At 58.5% G+C, this 17,394-nt stretch carries 14 protein-coding genes and 1 pseudogene; 5 read left to right on the forward strand and 10 right to left on the reverse strand.

Features of this window, described 5'->3' with window-relative positions:
• The first annotated feature begins 27 nt into the window (after positions 1–27).
• Positions 28–531: a peptidylprolyl isomerase gene (locus ACI5GA_RS06605; protein WP_404631239.1), complete on the forward strand. Its 504-nt coding sequence runs from the start codon at positions 28–30 to the stop codon at positions 529–531.
• Positions 528–1,292, forward strand: a complete 765-nt coding sequence (gene lpxH, locus ACI5GA_RS06610; RefSeq protein WP_421422279.1) for a UDP-2,3-diacylglucosamine diphosphatase — start codon at positions 528–530, stop codon at positions 1,290–1,292. The genes ACI5GA_RS06605 and lpxH overlap by 4 nt, the downstream gene beginning before the upstream one ends.
• 54 nt (positions 1,293–1,346) lie before the next feature.
• On the opposite strand, the gene ACI5GA_RS06615 is transcribed toward lpxH, so the two are convergent.
• The 4 genes from ACI5GA_RS06615 to ACI5GA_RS06630 all read right to left on the reverse strand — a co-directional run bounded on the left by ACI5GA_RS06615 (position 1,347) and on the right by ACI5GA_RS06630 (position 6,163).
• Positions 1,347–2,879: a DHA2 family efflux MFS transporter permease subunit gene (locus tag ACI5GA_RS06615; RefSeq protein WP_421422280.1), complete on the reverse strand. Its 1,533-nt coding sequence runs from the start codon at positions 2,877–2,879 to the stop codon at positions 1,347–1,349.
• A gap of 68 nt (positions 2,880–2,947) precedes the next feature.
• Positions 2,948–4,186 (reverse strand): HlyD family efflux transporter periplasmic adaptor subunit, encoded by a 1,239-nt coding sequence (locus tag ACI5GA_RS06620; protein WP_421422281.1) that lies wholly within the window; start codon positions 4,184–4,186, stop codon positions 2,948–2,950.
• Positions 4,187–4,196: 10 nt separating this feature from the next.
• Positions 4,197–5,693 carry an efflux transporter outer membrane subunit gene (locus ACI5GA_RS06625; protein ID WP_421422282.1) on the reverse strand — a complete coding sequence of 499 codons (1,497 nt, stop codon included), beginning with the start codon at positions 5,691–5,693 and terminating at the stop codon, positions 4,197–4,199.
• Positions 5,690–6,163 carry a MarR family winged helix-turn-helix transcriptional regulator gene (locus ACI5GA_RS06630; protein ID WP_404631249.1) on the reverse strand — a complete coding sequence of 158 codons (474 nt, stop codon included), beginning with the start codon at positions 6,161–6,163 and terminating at the stop codon, positions 5,690–5,692. The genes ACI5GA_RS06625 and ACI5GA_RS06630 overlap by 4 nt, the downstream gene beginning before the upstream one ends.
• A 258-nt stretch (positions 6,164–6,421) precedes the next feature.
• Between ACI5GA_RS06630 and ACI5GA_RS06635 the strand changes: the two genes are divergently transcribed.
• Entirely contained in the window at positions 6,422–7,093 is a 672-nt protein-coding gene (locus tag ACI5GA_RS06635; protein WP_404631251.1) for a class I SAM-dependent methyltransferase, read from the forward strand.
• 51 nt (positions 7,094–7,144) lie between these two features.
• On the opposite strand, the gene ACI5GA_RS06640 is transcribed toward ACI5GA_RS06635, so the two are convergent.
• Positions 7,145–7,744: a tRNA-(ms[2]io[6]A)-hydroxylase gene (locus ACI5GA_RS06640; RefSeq protein ID WP_404631735.1), complete on the reverse strand. Its 600-nt coding sequence runs from the start codon at positions 7,742–7,744 to the stop codon at positions 7,145–7,147.
• 201 nt (positions 7,745–7,945) lie between these two features.
• Between ACI5GA_RS06640 and ACI5GA_RS06645 the strand changes: the two genes are divergently transcribed.
• Complete coding sequence (locus ACI5GA_RS06645) at positions 7,946–8,821, forward strand: universal stress protein (protein ID WP_421422283.1); 876 nt, start codon at positions 7,946–7,948, stop codon at positions 8,819–8,821.
• Positions 8,822–9,006: 185 nt separating this feature from the next.
• Here ACI5GA_RS06645 and ACI5GA_RS06650 read toward each other — a convergent pair whose 3' ends face one another.
• Positions 9,007–9,474 carry a DUF1289 domain-containing protein gene (locus ACI5GA_RS06650; RefSeq protein WP_421422284.1) on the reverse strand — a complete coding sequence of 156 codons (468 nt, stop codon included), beginning with the start codon at positions 9,472–9,474 and terminating at the stop codon, positions 9,007–9,009.
• A gap of 396 nt (positions 9,475–9,870) precedes the next feature.
• On the opposite strand from ACI5GA_RS06650, the gene acnB reads away from it, so the two are divergent.
• Positions 9,871–12,471, forward strand: coding sequence for a bifunctional aconitate hydratase 2/2-methylisocitrate dehydratase (gene acnB, locus ACI5GA_RS06655; protein WP_404631257.1), 2,601 nt, complete (start codon positions 9,871–9,873; stop codon positions 12,469–12,471).
• A 99-nt stretch (positions 12,472–12,570) separates the two neighbouring features.
• Here acnB and ACI5GA_RS06660 read toward each other — a convergent pair whose 3' ends face one another.
• The 4 genes and pseudogenes from ACI5GA_RS06660 to ACI5GA_RS06675 form a co-directional block, all read right to left on the reverse strand.
• A complete protein-coding gene (locus ACI5GA_RS06660) occupies positions 12,571–13,170 on the reverse strand; it encodes a hypothetical protein (protein WP_421422285.1) in 600 nt (199 codons plus the stop codon).
• A 327-nt stretch (positions 13,171–13,497) separates the two neighbouring features.
• Positions 13,498–13,692 (reverse strand): annotated as a pseudogene (locus ACI5GA_RS06665) (RHS repeat-associated core domain-containing protein); the annotation flags it as partial.
• 101 nt (positions 13,693–13,793) lie between these two features.
• The gene (locus tag ACI5GA_RS06670; protein ID WP_421422286.1) at positions 13,794–14,171 is read right to left on the reverse strand and encodes a hypothetical protein; all 378 of its coding nucleotides are present in this window, start codon (positions 14,169–14,171) and stop codon (positions 13,794–13,796) included.
• Between the two features lie 10 nt (positions 14,172–14,181).
• Positions 14,182–17,307, reverse strand: a complete 3,126-nt coding sequence (locus ACI5GA_RS06675; protein ID WP_421422287.1) for an RHS repeat-associated core domain-containing protein — start codon at positions 17,305–17,307, stop codon at positions 14,182–14,184.
• Positions 17,308–17,394 lie beyond the last annotated feature (87 nt).

Raw genomic sequence — 17,394 nt, forward strand, 5'->3', positions numbered from 1 at the left:
CACGCATTTCAATAGAGCGACCGAACAATGTCCAAAGTAAAGCTGACCACCAACCACGGTGACATCGTCCTGGAACTGAACGCTGAAAAAGCGCCGATCACTGTCGCCAACTTCATCGAATACGTAAAAGCCGGCCACTACAGCAACACCGTATTCCACCGCGTCATCGGCAACTTCATGATCCAGGGCGGCGGTTTCGAGCCAGGCATGAAAGAGAAGAAAGACAAGCGCCCAAGCATCCAGAACGAAGCCGACAACGGCCTGCCGAACAAGAAGTACTCGGTGGCCATGGCCCGTACCATGGAGCCGCATTCGGCCTCGGCGCAGTTCTTCATCAACGTCGCCGACAACAGCTTCCTGAACCACAGCGCCAAGACCGTTCAAGGCTGGGGCTACGCAGTGTTCGGCGAAGTGGTAGAAGGTTCGGACGTGGTCGACAAGATCAAAGGCGTCGCCACCACCTCCAAAGCGGGCCACCAGGACGTACCGGCTGACGACGTGATCATCGAGAAAGCCGAGATCGTTGAGTGATACTGCTGATCTCCGATCTGCATCTGGAAGAAGGACGCCCGGACATTACCCGGGCGTTTCTGGATCTGCTGAGTGACCGGGCGCGTGGCGCCGAGTCGCTGTATATCCTCGGGGATTTTTTCGAGGTCTGGATCGGCGATGACGCGATGTCGCCGTTCCAGCGCTCGATCTGCGAAGCCCTGCGCGCCTTGAGCGACAGCGGCACGCAGGTGTTCCTGATGCACGGCAATCGCGACTTTTTGATTGGCAAAGCCTTTTGCAAGGCGGCGGGCTGCACCCTGCTGCGCGACCCGAGTGTCGTGCACTTCAATGGTGAACCCGTGTTGTTGATGCACGGAGACAGCCTGTGCACCCGCGACGAAGCCTACATGCGTTTGCGCCGCTATCTGCGCAATCCACTGACGTTATGGGTTCTGAGCCATCTGCCCTTGAGCACCCGCCATAAACTGGCGCGCAAGTTGCGCAACGAAAGCCGCGCGCAGACCCGCATGAAAGCCAACGACATCGTTGATGTCACCCCTGAAGAAGTGCCACGGGTCATGTCCGAATTCGGGGTCAAAACCCTGATCCACGGCCACACCCACCGGCCCGCCATCCACAAGCTGCAAATCGGCGACGACACCGCGCAGCGCATCGTATTGGGAGATTGGGACCGCGAGGGCTGGGCGTTGCAGGCCGATGAACAGGGCTTTGAACTGACCTCGTTCGGGTTTGTGCCGGAGCAGCCGTTGGCGTTGCCGCACAGCCCTCAGACGCCTTGATCGTTCCCACGCGGAGCGTGGGAACGATCATCAACAATCTTAAGCCAACGGCGATCAATGCCCCGCCCCAGGCCCGGCCTTGGCCACGAACGGCGGTTTGGCCAGCCAGATGATCAGAATCAGCGCCATGAACAGCCAGCCCATCATGTAGAAATAATCCACAGTGGACATCATGTACGCCTGGCTGGTGACCATGCTGTCGAGCTGGGCGTAGGTCTGATTGCTCGCGCCGCCTAACGTTTCGATGGCATGCCGCGTGGTCGAGTCATAGACGTTCACGTTTTCGCTGAGGTAGGCGTGGTGCATCTCGGCACGGCGAATCCAGATCCAGGTAGTGAGCGACGCGGCGAAGCTACCGCCCAGGTTACGCAAGAAGGTAGCCAGCCCTGAACCGTCGGCGATCTGCGACGGTGGCAAGTCCGAAAGCAGAATGCTCAACGTCGGCATGAAGAACAACGCAATCCCCGCCCCCATGAACAACTGCACCAGCGCGATGTGTTCGAAATCTACCTGGCTGGTGAAGTTCGAGCGCATGAAGCAGCTCATGCCAATGCCCAGAAACGCCAACCCGGCCAGCATGCGCAGGTCGAACTTGGGTGCGTATTTACCCACGAACGGTGACAGGATCACCGGCAGAATGCCAATCGGCGCCACCGCCAGCCCCGCATACGTCGGCGTATAGCCCATTTGGGTCTGTAACCATTGCGGCAGAATCAGGTTGATGCCGAAGAAGCCTGCATAACCCAATACCAGACAAATCGTCCCGACCCGGAAATTGCGGAAGCTGAATAGCCTTAAGTTGACCACCGGATGCGCGTCAGTCATCTCCCAAATCACAAACGCCGCCAGCCCGATCACCGAAATCACCGTGCCGATGATGATGAAGTTCGACGAGAACCAGTCCAGATCGTTGCCCTTGTCGAGCACGATCTGCAAGGCGCCCACACCGATAATCAAGGTGATCAAGCCCATATAATCCATCGGCTGACGACTGGTGGTCACGGGACGTGCCGCCATCTGCGTGCGCACCACGAACGCGGCGAACAGGCCGATGGGCACGTTGATGAAGAAGATCCACGGCCAGGTGTAACTGTCGGTGATCCAGCCACCGAGAATCGGCCCGGCAATCGGCGCGACAACCGTCACCATCGCCAGCAGTGCCAGTGCCATCCCCCTTTTCGCCGGGGGGTAGACCGCGATCAACAGCGTCTGGGTCATCGGGTACAGCGGGCCGGCGACCACACCCTGCAGCACGCGAAAGCCCACCAACTCAGGCATCGACGTGGAAATACCGCACAGAAACGAGGCCATCACGAACAACAGCGTGGCCCATATAAAGAGCTTCACTTCACCAAACCGGCGGCTCAGCCAGCCAGTCAGCGGCAACGCGATGGCGTTACTCACCGCAAACGAGGTGATGACCCACGTACCTTGCTCGGAACTCACCCCCAGATTGCCGGAAATGGTCGGCAGCGCGACGTTGGCAATGGTGGTGTCGAGCACCTGCATGAAAGTCGCCAGCGACAGGCCGATGGTGGTCAGCAGCAGGCTGGGCGGCGTGAACGAAGCGGGAGCGTTCTGACTCATCGCGAATCCTTTGACACTCGAAGAACGCCCCGGCCCGCAGGCCGGAGCTTATCGTAGGGACTGACGAATCAGCGCTGGGCGGTCTTGCCCGAAGCCGACGCGCTGTTTTCGTGAATCAGACGGGCGATCAGCGTGTCCGCTTCCGCCAGTTGCTTAACGTAAACGTCGGTGGTGAACGAGGCCTGTTTGGGCGGCTGTTGCGCCAGCACCGGGCCGCTCTGGTCGTGCAGGTTCACATCGACCACAGTCGACAGGCCGATGCGCAGCGGGTTCTTCGCCAGTTCGTCCGGGTTGATGTGAATCCGCACCGGCACACGCTGGACGATCTTGATCCAGTTACCCGTGGCGTTCTGCGCAGGCAGCAGCGCGAACGCACTGCCGGTCCCGGCGCCGACGCTGTCGACGGTGCCGCTGTACTTCACATCGCTGCCGTAAAGATCCGCTTCGATGTCCACCGGCTGGCCGATGCGCATCTTGCCCAGTTGGGTTTCCTTGAAGTTGGCATCGATCCACAGTTGGTCCAACGGAATCACCGCCATCAACGCAGTGCCCGGCTGCACGCGCTGGCCCAGTTGCACGGTACGCTTGGCGACGTAGCCTGTGACCGGCGCGATCAAGGTGCTGCGGGCGCTGTTCAGGTAGGCCTGACGCAATTGCGCGGCGGCAGCCTTCACGTCCGGATGCGACGAGACTTGGGTGTCGTCGATCAGCGCTGTGCTGGTGGCCAGTTGCTGCTGAATGTTGTTCAGGGCGTTCTGAGCACTGGTCAGGTCGTCCTTGGCGTGGGACAGCTCTTCCTGAGAAATCGCCCCGCCTGCTGCGAGATTGCGACGACGGTTATAGTTGTCCTGCGCCTTTTGCACTTCAGCGCGCTGGGCAGCCAGTTGCGCCTTGATGCCGTCGACGCTGCTGTACAAGCCGCGCACCTGACGCACCACTTTGCCCAGATTGGCCTCGGCACTCTGCAACGCCACTTCGGCGTCGTTCGGGTCGAACTGCACCAGCACCTGGCCTTCACGGACCAGATCGCCATCATCGGCGCCAATGCTCACGACAGTGCCCGTGGTTTGCGGAGTGATCTCCACCACGTTGCCATTGACGTAGGCGTCGTCGGTGCTTTCGTTCCACTGACCGTAGACTTCATACCAGCCCCAGACCCCGATCCCGGCCAGGATCACGATAATCAACAAGCCGAACATCAACAGCTTGCGCTTGCGTGGGTTCTTTTGAGGCTGGCCGGGGGCGGCGCCCTTCTGATCTTTGGGCTCATTTGCAGCGGTGTTTTCAGGAGTAGTGGCAGTGGCCATGACGAGTACCTTAATGAGTCAGCGAAGCAGTTGACGGGACGGCCGGGGCGGCGTTTTTGCCGGATGGGCTTTCTTCGAAGCCTCCCCCGAGGGCCTGCATCAACTGGATCGAAAGATCGATGCGTTCTGCGTTGAGATCAGCCAGTTGGCGTTGCGACTGCAGCAATTGCTGTTCGATGATCAGCACGTCGAGGTAATTGCCGATCCCCGACGAGTAACGCTGAACCACGGTGTTGTAGGACTTCTGAATGACGTCGGTCGCCTGTTGGCGGGCGTCGATCTGGCCGCTGATCGAATGCAACTGGCCGATGTTGTCGCTGACATCGCCCAAGGCACGGACCAGGCTCTTGTTGTACTGCGCGACCGCGAGGTCGTAGTCGGCATCCCGCGCATCGAGATCGGCGCGACGACGACCGCCGTCGAAAATCGGCAGCGAAACAGTCGGCGCCACATTGAAGAAGCGGCTGGCCGAACCGAGCATCGCATCGCCCAGCAACGACTCCACACCCGCCGACGCACTGAGATTCAGGTTCGGGTAGAAGGTAGTTTTGCTGGCCGCGATGTTCTTGCTCGCAGCCTCGACCCGCCAGCGCGCCGCTACCAGATCCGGACGGCGACCGAGCAATTCGGCAGGCACCACCGATGGCAGCGCGACAGCGGCGGGTTTGAGCACTTCAGGCCGCGCCAGCGCTTCGCCGCGATCCGGCCCTTTGCCCATCAATACGGCCAGCGCAATCTTCGCACTGCGCAGGCGTTTGTCGGCGTCCACCAGCGACTCGCGGGAGCTGGCTTCCAGGCTCTCGGTTTGCTGATACTGGTATTCGCTGTCGATACCGGATTTGAAACGACGGGCGCCCAGTTCCAGCAATTGGCGTGTACGTTTCAGGTCTTCGGCGGCCAGATCGCGCACGATGTAGGCCTGACCGAGATCGCTGTAAGCGCGCGCCACGTCAGCGGCGAGGGTCAGTTGCGCCGCACGCTGGTCGACCTCGTACGCCCGAGCCTGACCCAGCGCCGCTTCCCAGGCAGCCCGCTGGCCGCCCCACAGGTCGAAGGTGTAATTGAAGCTGGCGCCCAGGCTGCGCAGAGTGCTGTAACGGTCGCCCTGCCCCAGTGGGTCCTGATCCTTGGCCAGCCGCGAACGGCTGACGCTGGCGTTGGCATCGACAGTCGGCATGCGCTCGGCGTCAGCCGCATAAGCGGCGGCACTGGCCTGATGGGTCCGCGCAGCGGCGATCTGCATGTCAGGACTGTCGTGCAGGGCTTCGGTGATCAGGCCGTTGAGTTGAGGATCGCCCAGGCTCGTCCACCAATCGCGCTTCGGCCAGGCCGCAGGCGAAAGGGTCACGCCGGTCAGGCTTTGCCCGGCTTGCAGGCTGTTGGCGTCAATACCGACCGCTTCAGTGTTAAGACCTTTGGAGTTGGCGCAACCGGCCATGACCAACGCGACGAACACCAGGCTCAATGACGTGCGCAAGGCAGTGCTGCGTTTGAGTGGAATGTTCATTTGGCTGCAATCCGCGCAAGGGTGATCGGATCGGCTGCCGCGACCAGCACTTTGGTCAGCAGCTTCTCCAGCGTGGCCAGTTCGCCGTCTTCCAGCACGCCGACCATTTCGTTCATGGCCTTGGCGCCGATTTGCGGCAACAGGTCGGAAAGCGCCTTGCCCGAATCGGTCAACACCAGCCGCACCTGACGACGGTCGGATTCGGACCGGGTGCGCACCAGCAGGTCCTTCTGCTCCAGCCGGTCAAGCATGCGGGTCATCGAACCGCTGTCCAGGCACAGCGAACGGCAGAGATCCGCCGGGGTTTCTGCACCATAAAGCGCCACGATCACCAGCACTTTGAACTGCTGAGCGGTCAGGTCATAGGGCACCAAGTGTTTGTCGAGAATGCGGTTTTTGAGCAAATCCGCGCGACCGATCAGCATGCCCAATAGGCTGTTCTGAAAGGTCTCAGGCGTGAAATGTGCCATTGATAGTCACCCATTATCTGCCTAGGCAGTGATTTGAGGGTGATACTACTGCCTAAGCAGCAAACACACAATGAAACAATTTTTAGGATGCAGAGTTCCGGTCGAACGTCTCCGTCGGATGGGTGGGCTCAGGAGGGCATCAGGGTTTTCCGTACTTTTACTTTCCAGACCCGGCGCCTATCATCAGTCGGCCATTCGCATTGGCTCTCCGGCGTGCCTTGCGCACGTCTGCACTCTCATCCGAAGCAGTCGAGACAGATGATTACTCTTCAGGACCTCAACGAATTCATCAGTAACCCGGAATTGAACGACAGCGTTGCACAGGTCTGGGACCTGATCGGCGCCCACTTCGAGCAAGCCCAGGCCACACTGCCTCCCGAGCGCGCAATGCCACGTCGCGAGCTGTCCTTTCACGATCACGTGCGCTTGCTGGGCTATCTCTCGCTCCTGATCGAAGGGGTTCCGGGGGATGTGGTGGAGATTGGCGTCTGGAAAGGCAAATCACTGGTGCTGATGAACGAAGTCTGCAACCGGGAACGCCGCGTCATCGGGATCGATCCGTTCGAATTGCCCAATCAGTTCGAAGAGTTCAGCCACTACAAGGATGCGATGCTGCCCAATGCGCATATTTTGCGGGGCTACTCGGAACTGTGTGCCGAGCGTTTCTACCACCTGAACCCCAAGGTGGCGCTGCTGCACATCGACGGCGGTCACGCCGGGCGCAATGTGCTGCTGGACTTCCTGCTGTATTCGCCAAGCGTGGTACCCGGCGGGTTCATCGTGTTCGACGACTATGCCGATTACCTGCACTCGCCGGAGGTCGGCCCCGCCGTCGACTTGCTACGGGCCACCGGCTATTTCAAGGACTTTCACGTGCAGGGCTGTGTGCGGGGTTTCGAAAACAGCTACGTGATTCAGCGCGTTCGCTGAACAGCGTTCCCGGATGTGCTACGCCCCGCCATCGGGCGTAGCACATCGGTGTCAGGCTGGCACACCGCTGTGAAAACGGAAGTCTTCATCGGGGCTTTCGATCAGTTCACGCTCGGCCAGACGAATTTCTTCGATCTTGGCGTCAACGTCGGCCTCCTCACCGTAGAGGTAGGCGAGTTTGAGGTAATCCTGAAAGTGCCGCGCTTCGGACTTGAGCAGGCTGGCGTAGAACTTCGACAAATCAGCGTCCAGATGCGGCACCAGCGCTGCAAAACGCTCGCAGGATCGGGCCTCGACGATTGCTCCGACGATCAGCGCATCGGTCAGGCGATAGGGGTTGTGATTGCGTACGAGTTTGCGCAGCGCCCCGGCATAGCGGGCCGAACTGATGTTGGCCATGGGAATGCCACGCTTCTTGATGATGCTGATCACTTGCTCGAAATGACGCAATTCTTCACGGGCCAGACGTGACATCTTGGCTTGCAGGTCGAACTTGTCGTTGTACTGGAACATGAACTGAAACGCCGCACCTGCGGCTTTCTTTTCATTGTTGGCGTGATCGATCAGCAGAATGTCCAGATTCTGCAGGGCAGCCTTGACCCAACTGTCGGGTGTGGGGCAAAGCAGGAAAGCGTCGACTTCTGGATACATCTGCATGAGGGGTCACAACTGGCTGATAGGCAAGGCGCAGCATTATACGGGCCTGTCGGCGCAGGGCCAGTCTCTCGACGCGTAAAACCGCTGACGCCGATCAACGCGACGTTCAACAGAGGCCATCTATAGTTAAACAGCGAACACTCAACAACCGTCGATGGTCGAAGCTTTCATGCCGCTTTGCAGGGAGATCCGCTCATGTCATCGATTCGCAGGATTCTGGTCGTCATCGAACCCAGTGCCGAAACCGATCAGGTGGAAAGCCTGGCCATGCGGCGGGCATGCCTGATCGCCAATGCCACCGGCGCGGCTCTGCATCTTCTGATCTGCGACCGTAAAGCGGATCATTCCGAGCTGCTGACCACCCTCAAACATGACTTGCAGGCGGAAGACTTCGCCGTCACTGCCGAACAGGACTGGCAAGACAGCACCCATCAAACCATCGTCAAGGTCCAACAGGCTCAGGGCGCCGATCTGGTCATCAAGCAGCATTTCCCCGACAGCGCCCTGAAAAAAGCCCTGCTGACACCCGCTGACTGGAAACTCCTGCGTTACTGCCCATGCCCAGTGTTAATGGTGAAAACCGACCGGCCCTGGAAAGGCGGCGCGATTCTGGCGGCCGTCGACGTCGGCAACCCGGATGGCGAACACACAGCCCTGCACTACAGCATCGTGAAGCATGGCTTCAACATTGCTGATGTGGCCAAAGGCGAGCTGCATGTCATCACCGCCCACCCCTCCCCCATGCTGTCGGCGGCGGATCCGGTGTACCAATTGTCGTCCACCATCGAAGGGAGATACCGCGAGCAGTGCAAGGCGTTTCAGACCGAGTTCAATATCGACGACACCCACCTGCACATCGCCGAAGGGCCAGCGGATGTGTTGATTCCGCTCACCGCCCACCATCTGCAAGCAGCCGTGACGGTTATTGGAACGGTGGGGAGAACCGGGATTTCGGGGGCATTGATCGGCAACACCGCCGAAGTGGTGCTCGACTCGCTGGAAAGTGATGTGCTGGTGCTGAAAAGCGAAGAGGCGCTGGCGCATCTGGAAGAGCATTTGGCACGGGCGTGAAGCACCGCACGCTGGCTTTTTTGTGGGAGCGAATTCATTCGCGATGCGGTGGTGAGGCTGCCGGAAATGCGTCGGATGTACCGGCCTCTCGTGAATAAGTTCGCTCCCACAGGGTTGTGTGTTTGCTGCACGACAGCGCGGTGCCGGTGCGGTGGGGCATCCCACAGGATTAATCGCGTTCTAGCTCAACCCATCGCGTCTTTCAGGAATCCCGGCGCGATGTAACGCTCGTAATGCGCCTCCGACAACAGGAAAAACTCCCGATCAATGGCATCGCGCAGGTCGGGGAGTGTCCAATCACGGAACTCCGGCAGCAGCACCATCCCGTAGGCCTCAACGTTATTGATCACCCGCGCCCCTCGGGCGATCAATTGATAGGCCCAGCAATATTCCGACTGCTGTGGCACGAAACGAATCTTGCGCTGCTCCAGTTGCTGGCGCAGCAGGGCCGGGTCGAATACCTCGACTTTCGCCGCCATCACCTGCACCAACAAATGCTCAAGACGCAACCAGACCGCGCGCTTTTCATCCTCGTTGTAACCGTTCCAGTGGATCACTTCATGGTGAAAACGCTTGCAGCCACGGCACACGAGGTCCCCGTAAACGGTGGAGCACAGGCCCACGCAGGGCGTCTTGATCACTTGATTGGGCATGGCGCAAAGACACGGCAACAGACAAAACAGGCCTGCATGTTAGCCCTTTGTCTAACGGGGTACACCCCTGAAGATGTAGGGGCTAACTTACCTTTCGCCATTTTTTGCCGTAGAATCACCGGGCCTTTTAAGGCGCCAATGTCCGTTGGAAGCTGTTTTCAAAGCGTCACGAGCACAGTAGGTCTACCCGGCAGTACGGTTCTACGACGCAGGTTCGCCCTGCGTCCCCCCCTCAAGAACCGCTCATGCAGGCGTAAAACTTTGAAAACAGCTTCTGTTGGAGATCGTCAGCGTGCTGCCCAAAGACCCAAGAAGTCTTTAAGGGGCACGGATGCGGACTTTCTCTGGATGAGCGTCCCGGACACCCATATTGGGACCACTGATGAGGGTAATACTGTGCTTGAAGCCTACCGTAAACACATCGAAGAGCGTGCCGCCCAGGGTATCGTGCCCCAGCCGCTTAACGCCGAACAAACCGCAGGCCTGGTCGAGCTGCTGAAAAACCCACCGGCTGGCGAAGAAGCTGTCCTGCTTGACCTGATCACCAATCGCGTTCCGCCAGGCGTTGACGAAGCTGCCTACGTCAAGGCCGGTTTCCTGTCCGCTCTGGCCAAGGGCGAAGTCTCCTCCCCACTGCTGGACAAAAAACGCGCGGTAGAACTGCTCGGCACCATGCAGGGCGGCTACAACATCGTGACCATGGTTGACCTGCTGGACGACGCCGAGCTGGCCCCGGTAGCCGCAGAACAACTGAAGCACACCCTGCTGATGTTCGATGCCTTCCACGACGTCGCTGAAAAAGCCAAAAACGGCAATGCACATGCCAAAGGCGTGCTGCAATCCTGGGCTGACGGCGAGTGGTTCCAGAAGCGTCCGACCCTGGCCGACAAGATCAGCCTCCGCGTCTTCAAGGTGACCGGCGAAACCAACACCGACGACCTGTCGCCTGCGCCTGACGCCTGGTCCCGTCCGGACATCCCGCTGCACGCCCTGGCCATGCTGAAAATGGCCCGTGACGGCATCGTCCCTGACGTACAAGGCTCCATCGGCCCGATGAAGCAAATCGAAGAAATGCGCGGCCAGGGCTTCCCTATCGCCTATGTCGGTGACGTGGTCGGTACCGGTTCCTCGCGTAAATCCGCCACCAACTCGGTGCTGTGGTTCTTCGGTGACGACATCCCTTACGTGCCGAACAAGCGCGGCGGCGGCTTCTGCTTCGGCAGCAAGATCGCTCCGATCTTCTACAACACCATGGAAGACGCCGGCGCTCTGCCCATCGAATTCGATGTTTCGAACATCAACATGGGCGACGTCATCGACGTTTACCCGTACGAAGGCAAAGTGTGCAAACACGACAGCGACGAAGTGATCACCACTTTCGAACTGAAAACCCCGGTTCTGCTGGATGAAGTCCGCGCTGGCGGCCGTATCCCGCTGATCGTGGGCCGTGGTCTGACCGGCAAGGCGCGCGCCGAGCTGGGCCTGCCGCCTTCGACCCTGTTCAAGACCCCTGAAGCGCCAGCCGCCAGCACCAAGGGCTTCACTCTGGCGCAGAAGATGGTCGGCAAGGCCTGTGGCACCGACGGCATCCGTCCGGGCACCTACTGCGAACCGAAGATGACCACCGTCGGTTCTCAGGACACCACCGGTCCAATGACCCGTGACGAACTGAAAGACCTGGCGTGCCTGGGCTTCTCCGCCGATCTGGTGATGCAGTCCTTCTGCCATACCGCCGCTTATCCAAAGCCGATCGACGTCAAGACTCACCACACCCTGCCTGACTTCATCATGACCCGTGGCGGCGTTTCGCTGCGTCCGGGCGACGGCATCATCCACAGTTGGCTGAACCGCATGCTGCTGCCGGACACCGTCGGCACCGGTGGTGACTCCCACACCCGTTTCCCGATCGGCATCTCGTTCCCGGCCGGTTCCGGTCTGGTCGCGTTCGCAGCAGCCACTGGCGTCATGCCGCTGGACATGCCGGAATCGATCTTGGTCCGTTTCAAAGGCAAGCTGCAACCGGGCGTCACCCTGCGTGACCTGGTTCATGCCATCCCTTACTACGCGATCCAGAAAGGCCTGCTGACCGTCGAGAAGAAAGGCAAGAAAAACGCCTTCTCCGGCCGCATCCTGGAAATCGAAGGTCTGGAAACCCTGACCGTCGAACAAGCCTTCGAACTGTCCGACGCCTCGGCAGAACGCTCGGCGGCCGGTTGCACCATCAAGCTGTCGAAAGAGTCGATCGCCGAATACCTGAACTCCAACATCACCCTGCTGCGCTGGATGATCGCGGAAGGCTACGGCGACCCACGCACCCTGGAGCGTCGCGCCAAGGCGATGGAAGCCTGGATTGCCAATCCAGAGCTGCTGGAAGCCGACAAGGACGCCGAGTACGCCGAAGTCATCGAAATCGACCTGGCCGACGTCAAAGAGCCTGTGCTCTGCGCGCCGAACGACCCGGACGACGCCCGTCTGCTGTCCAGCGTCGCTGGCGAGAAGATCGACGAAGTGTTCATCGGTTCGTGCATGACCAACATCGGTCACTTCCGCGCTGCCGGTAAGTTGCTGGATCAGGTCAAAGGTCAACTGCCAACCCGTCTGTGGCTGTCGCCGCCGACCAAAATGGACGCTCACCAATTGACCGAAGAAGGCTACTACGGCATCTACGGCAAGGCTGGCGCACGCATGGAAATGCCGGGCTGCTCGCTGTGCATGGGTAACCAGGCACGTGTGAACCCGAACGCGACCGTGGTTTCGACCTCGACCCGTAACTTCCCGAACCGTCTGGGCGACGGCGCGAACGTCTACCTGGCCTCGGCTGAGCTGGCGTCCGTTGCATCGATCCTGGGTCGCCTGCCGACCGTCGAGGAGTACATGGAGTACGCAGGCAAGATCGACAGCATGTCGGCCGATGTCTACCGCTACCTGAGCTTCGACCAGATCGCTGAATTCCGTGAATCGGCGGCTAACGCCAAGATTCCGGTGGTTCAGGCGTAAGGTTTTGATGCTTTGAAAGAACCCCGCTTCGGCGGGGTTTTTTATTGAAGAATTAAAACCACTTTAAGTTTCCAGCCCCATGGCCGTTTTAGACTCGGCTCACCACGGTTTAACTTGGTCAATCGATCCGATTCTCTGGTATAAAATCCCTTCAACTGCCGCAGTTTCCTTCATCTTTTCACGCATCGCAAAATCAAACGATACGATTGTCTGCCCCGTGTAAGGGATCAATGAATAATAGATAAAAAAAGAACACATTTCTTCCAGTAAAACGGCTAAAAAATCAGTCGGAAATAGACGCTTGCCTGAGACCATCAAAATGGCAGGAATTGGCCCACTACCACTGTCCTCCAGTTCCCCTTTGTACCTTAACCTCAGTGCTCTTCGTTTCTGCTCTCTTTTGTAAGCTGCCAGTTCTTGGCTCGTCTTTCTCACATAGGGTTGATCCTTAAGAAGATAAAGGCCTCGCCCAACCGGCACATCTACATCTATAAATTCTTGGCGATCAGACTGCCAATATACGAGTGCTGGAAACGTTTGCTTCAGCCAGACACTCGCTTTTTTCGTATCGAAGCCATATGGTCCATACCCAAAATTATCAACCCCATGTTGATAACATATACAGTAGCCCTCTCTAGCCACTGCCGCACCGTTGAACATATCCTCGTACGCTATTGGAAACTCTATTATCTGCTCCATCACGCCTCCCTACCACGTAAACACAATCTTCTCACCCTTAGCATTGACCGCATGTATGTGCCCTGACTCGTGATGCTTCGGAACTCCGGGCATACCCGCGTCAGGGTGTCCATCCGGGTGTTCGAAATACTGCTCCCTGCCCTCCTTACGTTCTCTGCCTAGCGATTGTGCTCCGCTCTTCTTCATTTCCGTCCAGTTCTGTCCCCTGCTCGACGAATTCAGCCTCTCAATTTCAATGTTTTGCCCACCTCTGGAAAGCCTGGGTACTTGTGCGTGCTCTTTTGCCAATGAGTAAGCGTGTCGACGTGTGCGCGCTTTGACGACGGTGCAACTCCACCCCCAAGGATCCACCCACCCAATCGGATTCGGCGCGTACTGATATAAATTCAGCCCACCCGCCAGCCCAATCGGATCCGGGGTGGTGAAGCGGCCTATGTCGGGGTCGTAGTACCTGAAGGTGTTGTAGTGCAGTCCCGTCTCGCGATCAAGGTATTGGCCTTGGAAGCGCAGGTTTTGGTTCTCGACGACATGGAACTCGTGGATACAGTATCACTCTAAGCGCCTCACTAATCTAAAACGCTTATTCAAAATACCGTGCAGACCACGACAACAAAACCGTAAAACTAATTGATATAGGTACTTCCCGATTGAAAAGCCAAACCAAAACACGATATCTCGAACACTTGTTCCTCGGTCTGGCAACTCAAAAACAATCTATCCCCTCTCACCCAACATTTTAGTGGAGCAGGAACAAAGCCATTCCAATTATCAATCTTTATGTCTGACACCCCAGCGCCCAACAGCTTAATCACTATCGCATCGTAATTAACTCCCCAAACACCCCACTTTGCAACTTCTTTAAAAGGTTTTTTGAAAACATGAATATTCAGTGAAAACTGCCCCTGATCCAGTCCAAACTGACCAACTAATACATCGCCAACCCCTGAGGGAAAAATTGATTTTAGAAAGATGTTATTGTCAACACAATCTACAAACTCCATTTCTTTAACCTCAGTAGTTATAGTACCCATAAGTACCCTCAACTGATCCATTTTGTGGCTTATCAATCGGTCTAACATTAAAATGCGGCTCTGCCCCGTGCTTAGGCATCGCTTTAACATGACCATAGCTATGATCTTGGATTATCAATTTCTTTCCATCGTTAGTCATGAAATGATAACTGCGAGTCTGAATCTTTTTGTAATCCTTATAGACATACCCACCATATCCATCTTCCAGATAGGGTTTTGAAACCGCGTAAGGCTGTTGACTCAAAGGGACGCCTGCATCCAGACGCGCCTGCCTAAACGCATCTCTCCGACTAGACCCCTGGTACGAACTTTTCTTGTTGGGAGTACAACTCCACCCCCAAGGATCCACCCACCCAATCGGATTCGGCGCGTACTGATATAAATTCAGCCCACCCGCCAGCCCAATCGGATCCGGGGTGGTGAAGCGGCCTATGTCGGGGTCGTAGTACCTGAAGGTGTTGTAGTGCAGTCCCGTCTCGCGATCAAGGTATTGGCCTTGGAAGCGCAAGTTCTGGTTTTCGACGAAGTAGCGCTCGCGGTCTTCTCCAACGGTGTTGCCCCAGACTTCATACCGGGTTTGCCAGATGAGGTAACCGTCGGCTTCGGTGAGCTGTTCGGGCACGCCGCTGGAGTCGTTGTGGTAGTAGCGGATTCTCTGCTGGTCGTCTCGGCCGTCGATTCGGGCCAGAGGCTCGTAGCCGTGATCGGCGTAGAGGTAGAGGGTCGGGAAGCCGTTTTGTTCTTCCCGCAGCAGGCGCAAGCCATCCCAGGCGAATGTGGTGTCGCAGAGGATATGGCCGTCGGGGTGGAAGAGGGTTTTGCCAACTCGGCGTCCGAGCGGGTCGTAGGTCATGCGTATGACATGACCTTCAGGGTTCCGGACTTCGATCAGGCGGCTTTCGGCATCGTAGGCGAAGCGCTGTCGCCCTCGTCGATCACTGCGTTTTTCGCTCAAGCGGCCGAAGCTGTCGTAACGGTAGTGTTTGTCTTGAAAATTCAGCAGTTTGTTATGAACGACCTGACGCCCTGGGGTTTGCGGGCCACTCAGGAGGTTGGCAGCCGGGTCATAGGCGAAACGCTCCACCAGCCCGTTCATGTTGCTTTGGGCCAACGTGACTCGATGGGTGGAGTCGTAACCCAACTGGGTGCGGTGTTCTCCCGGGGAAAGCGAGTGGACGCGGGCGATGAGGTTGTCGGTCAGGTCGTATTCGTAGGTTCTGACGCTGCGTACCGGCAGTTCGGCAAATGCGCGGCGCCCCATGCGCTCCCGGGCGCTCAAGCGCCGATGACGATCGTACTCGCTGCGGGTTTCGTGCTGCCATTGTGTGCGCAAAACCTCAAGGTTGTCGGTGTATTCAGTGATCTGGTGCTGAGCATTCCAACGTCGGGTGCTGCGGCGATTCAATCCATCGACGACGGTCGTGATACCTGCGGTGAGATCGTATTCGAAGCGATATTCGCTGCCGTCATCGGTCCAGTGTCGGACCACTCGCCATTCGCGTTCGTCGATCAGCGTCCACTCGTAGAAGCAGCGCAGCCCCGTGGGGAGCCGGTGTTCGGCCATCCGCAGTGAGAGGTGGTAAGCGAACTGACGCTGAAGCTTGCCGAGGGCATCGTATACCTCGGTCAGTTGGCCTGAATCGTCATAGGTATAACGCGCCATCGTCTCAGCAGTGTCATCGTCAAACAGACGCTCGATCCGTTCGACCCGACGCGGCCAGAGTGCTGAGTACACCAACGTCACACGCACGACATCCAGCGTATCGTGCAACCGGCACAGGCGACCTTCAGCGTCGTAGATCAGATGAATGCGGTTGTCGTTGCGATCGCCCAGTTGTGAGAGTCGCAGACAGGACTCGCTCAATAGCGTCGGCTCAAACAGCCGGTACGTGCCCTCTTCACTCTCGATCAGCACTCGCCCGTCAGTGTGCCGTTTGACAGTCAGCCCTTCACCCGCACTGAACACCGCGCTGCCCGGCGCAATTGATCCCATATCGATGTGTCGGGCCTGTTCGTCGATATAGATCAACCGCTCGCCACCCTCGGCAAGCCTGTCGATGCGCACGCACACCTCAAACGGCACGCTCCAGCCCACGCCAAACAGACCGTCCGGGCGCTCATCCCGACTGCTGTAGAAACGCTGCCATTCGATCGGCAGTACGCCCGGAAGGACAAAGTCCAGATCCTCATCACCGCCCAACACTTTCGCGCCCGTCGCGGCATGCACCGGATTCGGTGAGCCGGAAACCGCCCGCGCCAACGCGCCACCGACAGCACCAGCAACGTAAGCGCTCGCGCCGCCTAACAGCAGACACGGCAGGTTGCTGACAAACTTCGCCGGACCGCCACGCAGCATCAGCAACGCCGATACGGCCAGCCCGACGCCCGGTGTCTTGCCACTGCGAATGGTCCTGACGACCGCTTTGCCGCCACCGATTCGCACATTCGGAGAAATACTTCCCGAGGCCACCACGACGGCATCGCAAGCACTGCGATCACCGCTACGCACGGCGGGCTGGCCATTGATGAAGACCGTGCTCGAACCCTCAGCCAGGTATTGCCCAGGCATGCCGGGGTGCTTGTCGCACAGAATCCGATCCAGCGGTTGCGGCATGGCGCGTGGGTCTGGCGTCGCCACCGTGGGCCGCCACAGCTCAGAGAAGAAGCCCTTGGCGATGTCGAGAAAGGTGCCCTCTGGGGCTTCGTCTTCCGGCAACTCGACCGGCGACTGAGCGATCGACCCCGCCGCGCGTGCAGCGGGCAAACCATTGATGAACACGTCGGGTGAGCCGCTGGTGATGTGCGCACACACCGTGGGCGGAAAGAGGTCGCCAGCCAGGTCGTGACAGAACGTGCTCAAGGCATCGTCGGCGCCAGTGAGTTCCATGCCGACCGTCACCGCTGCGCCAACGACCGCGCCCAACACACAAGCGCCGAGGCCACCGGTAGCCACCGTGACACCAGCCGCCGCGACGACCGCTGCCGTCACCGCAGCACCCGCGGCCACGGTGGCGACCACCTCAAGGGCGCCACCGAACACATCGGCCATGACCGAGCTATGAGCAAGGGCATCACCCTGACGGGCGGCCCAATGGGCGTCAGACATTCCGTGATCCGCGCTGAGAAAAGCGCGGAATTTAGGGGGTTAATGCGCGGTTGTCTGAGCGCTGAAACACAAAAAGAGAGGGGTACG

The sequence above is a fragment of the Pseudomonas sp. Pseu.R1 genome, assembly GCF_045764065.1.
Classification (GTDB): Bacteria; Pseudomonadota; Gammaproteobacteria; order Pseudomonadales; family Pseudomonadaceae; genus Aquipseudomonas.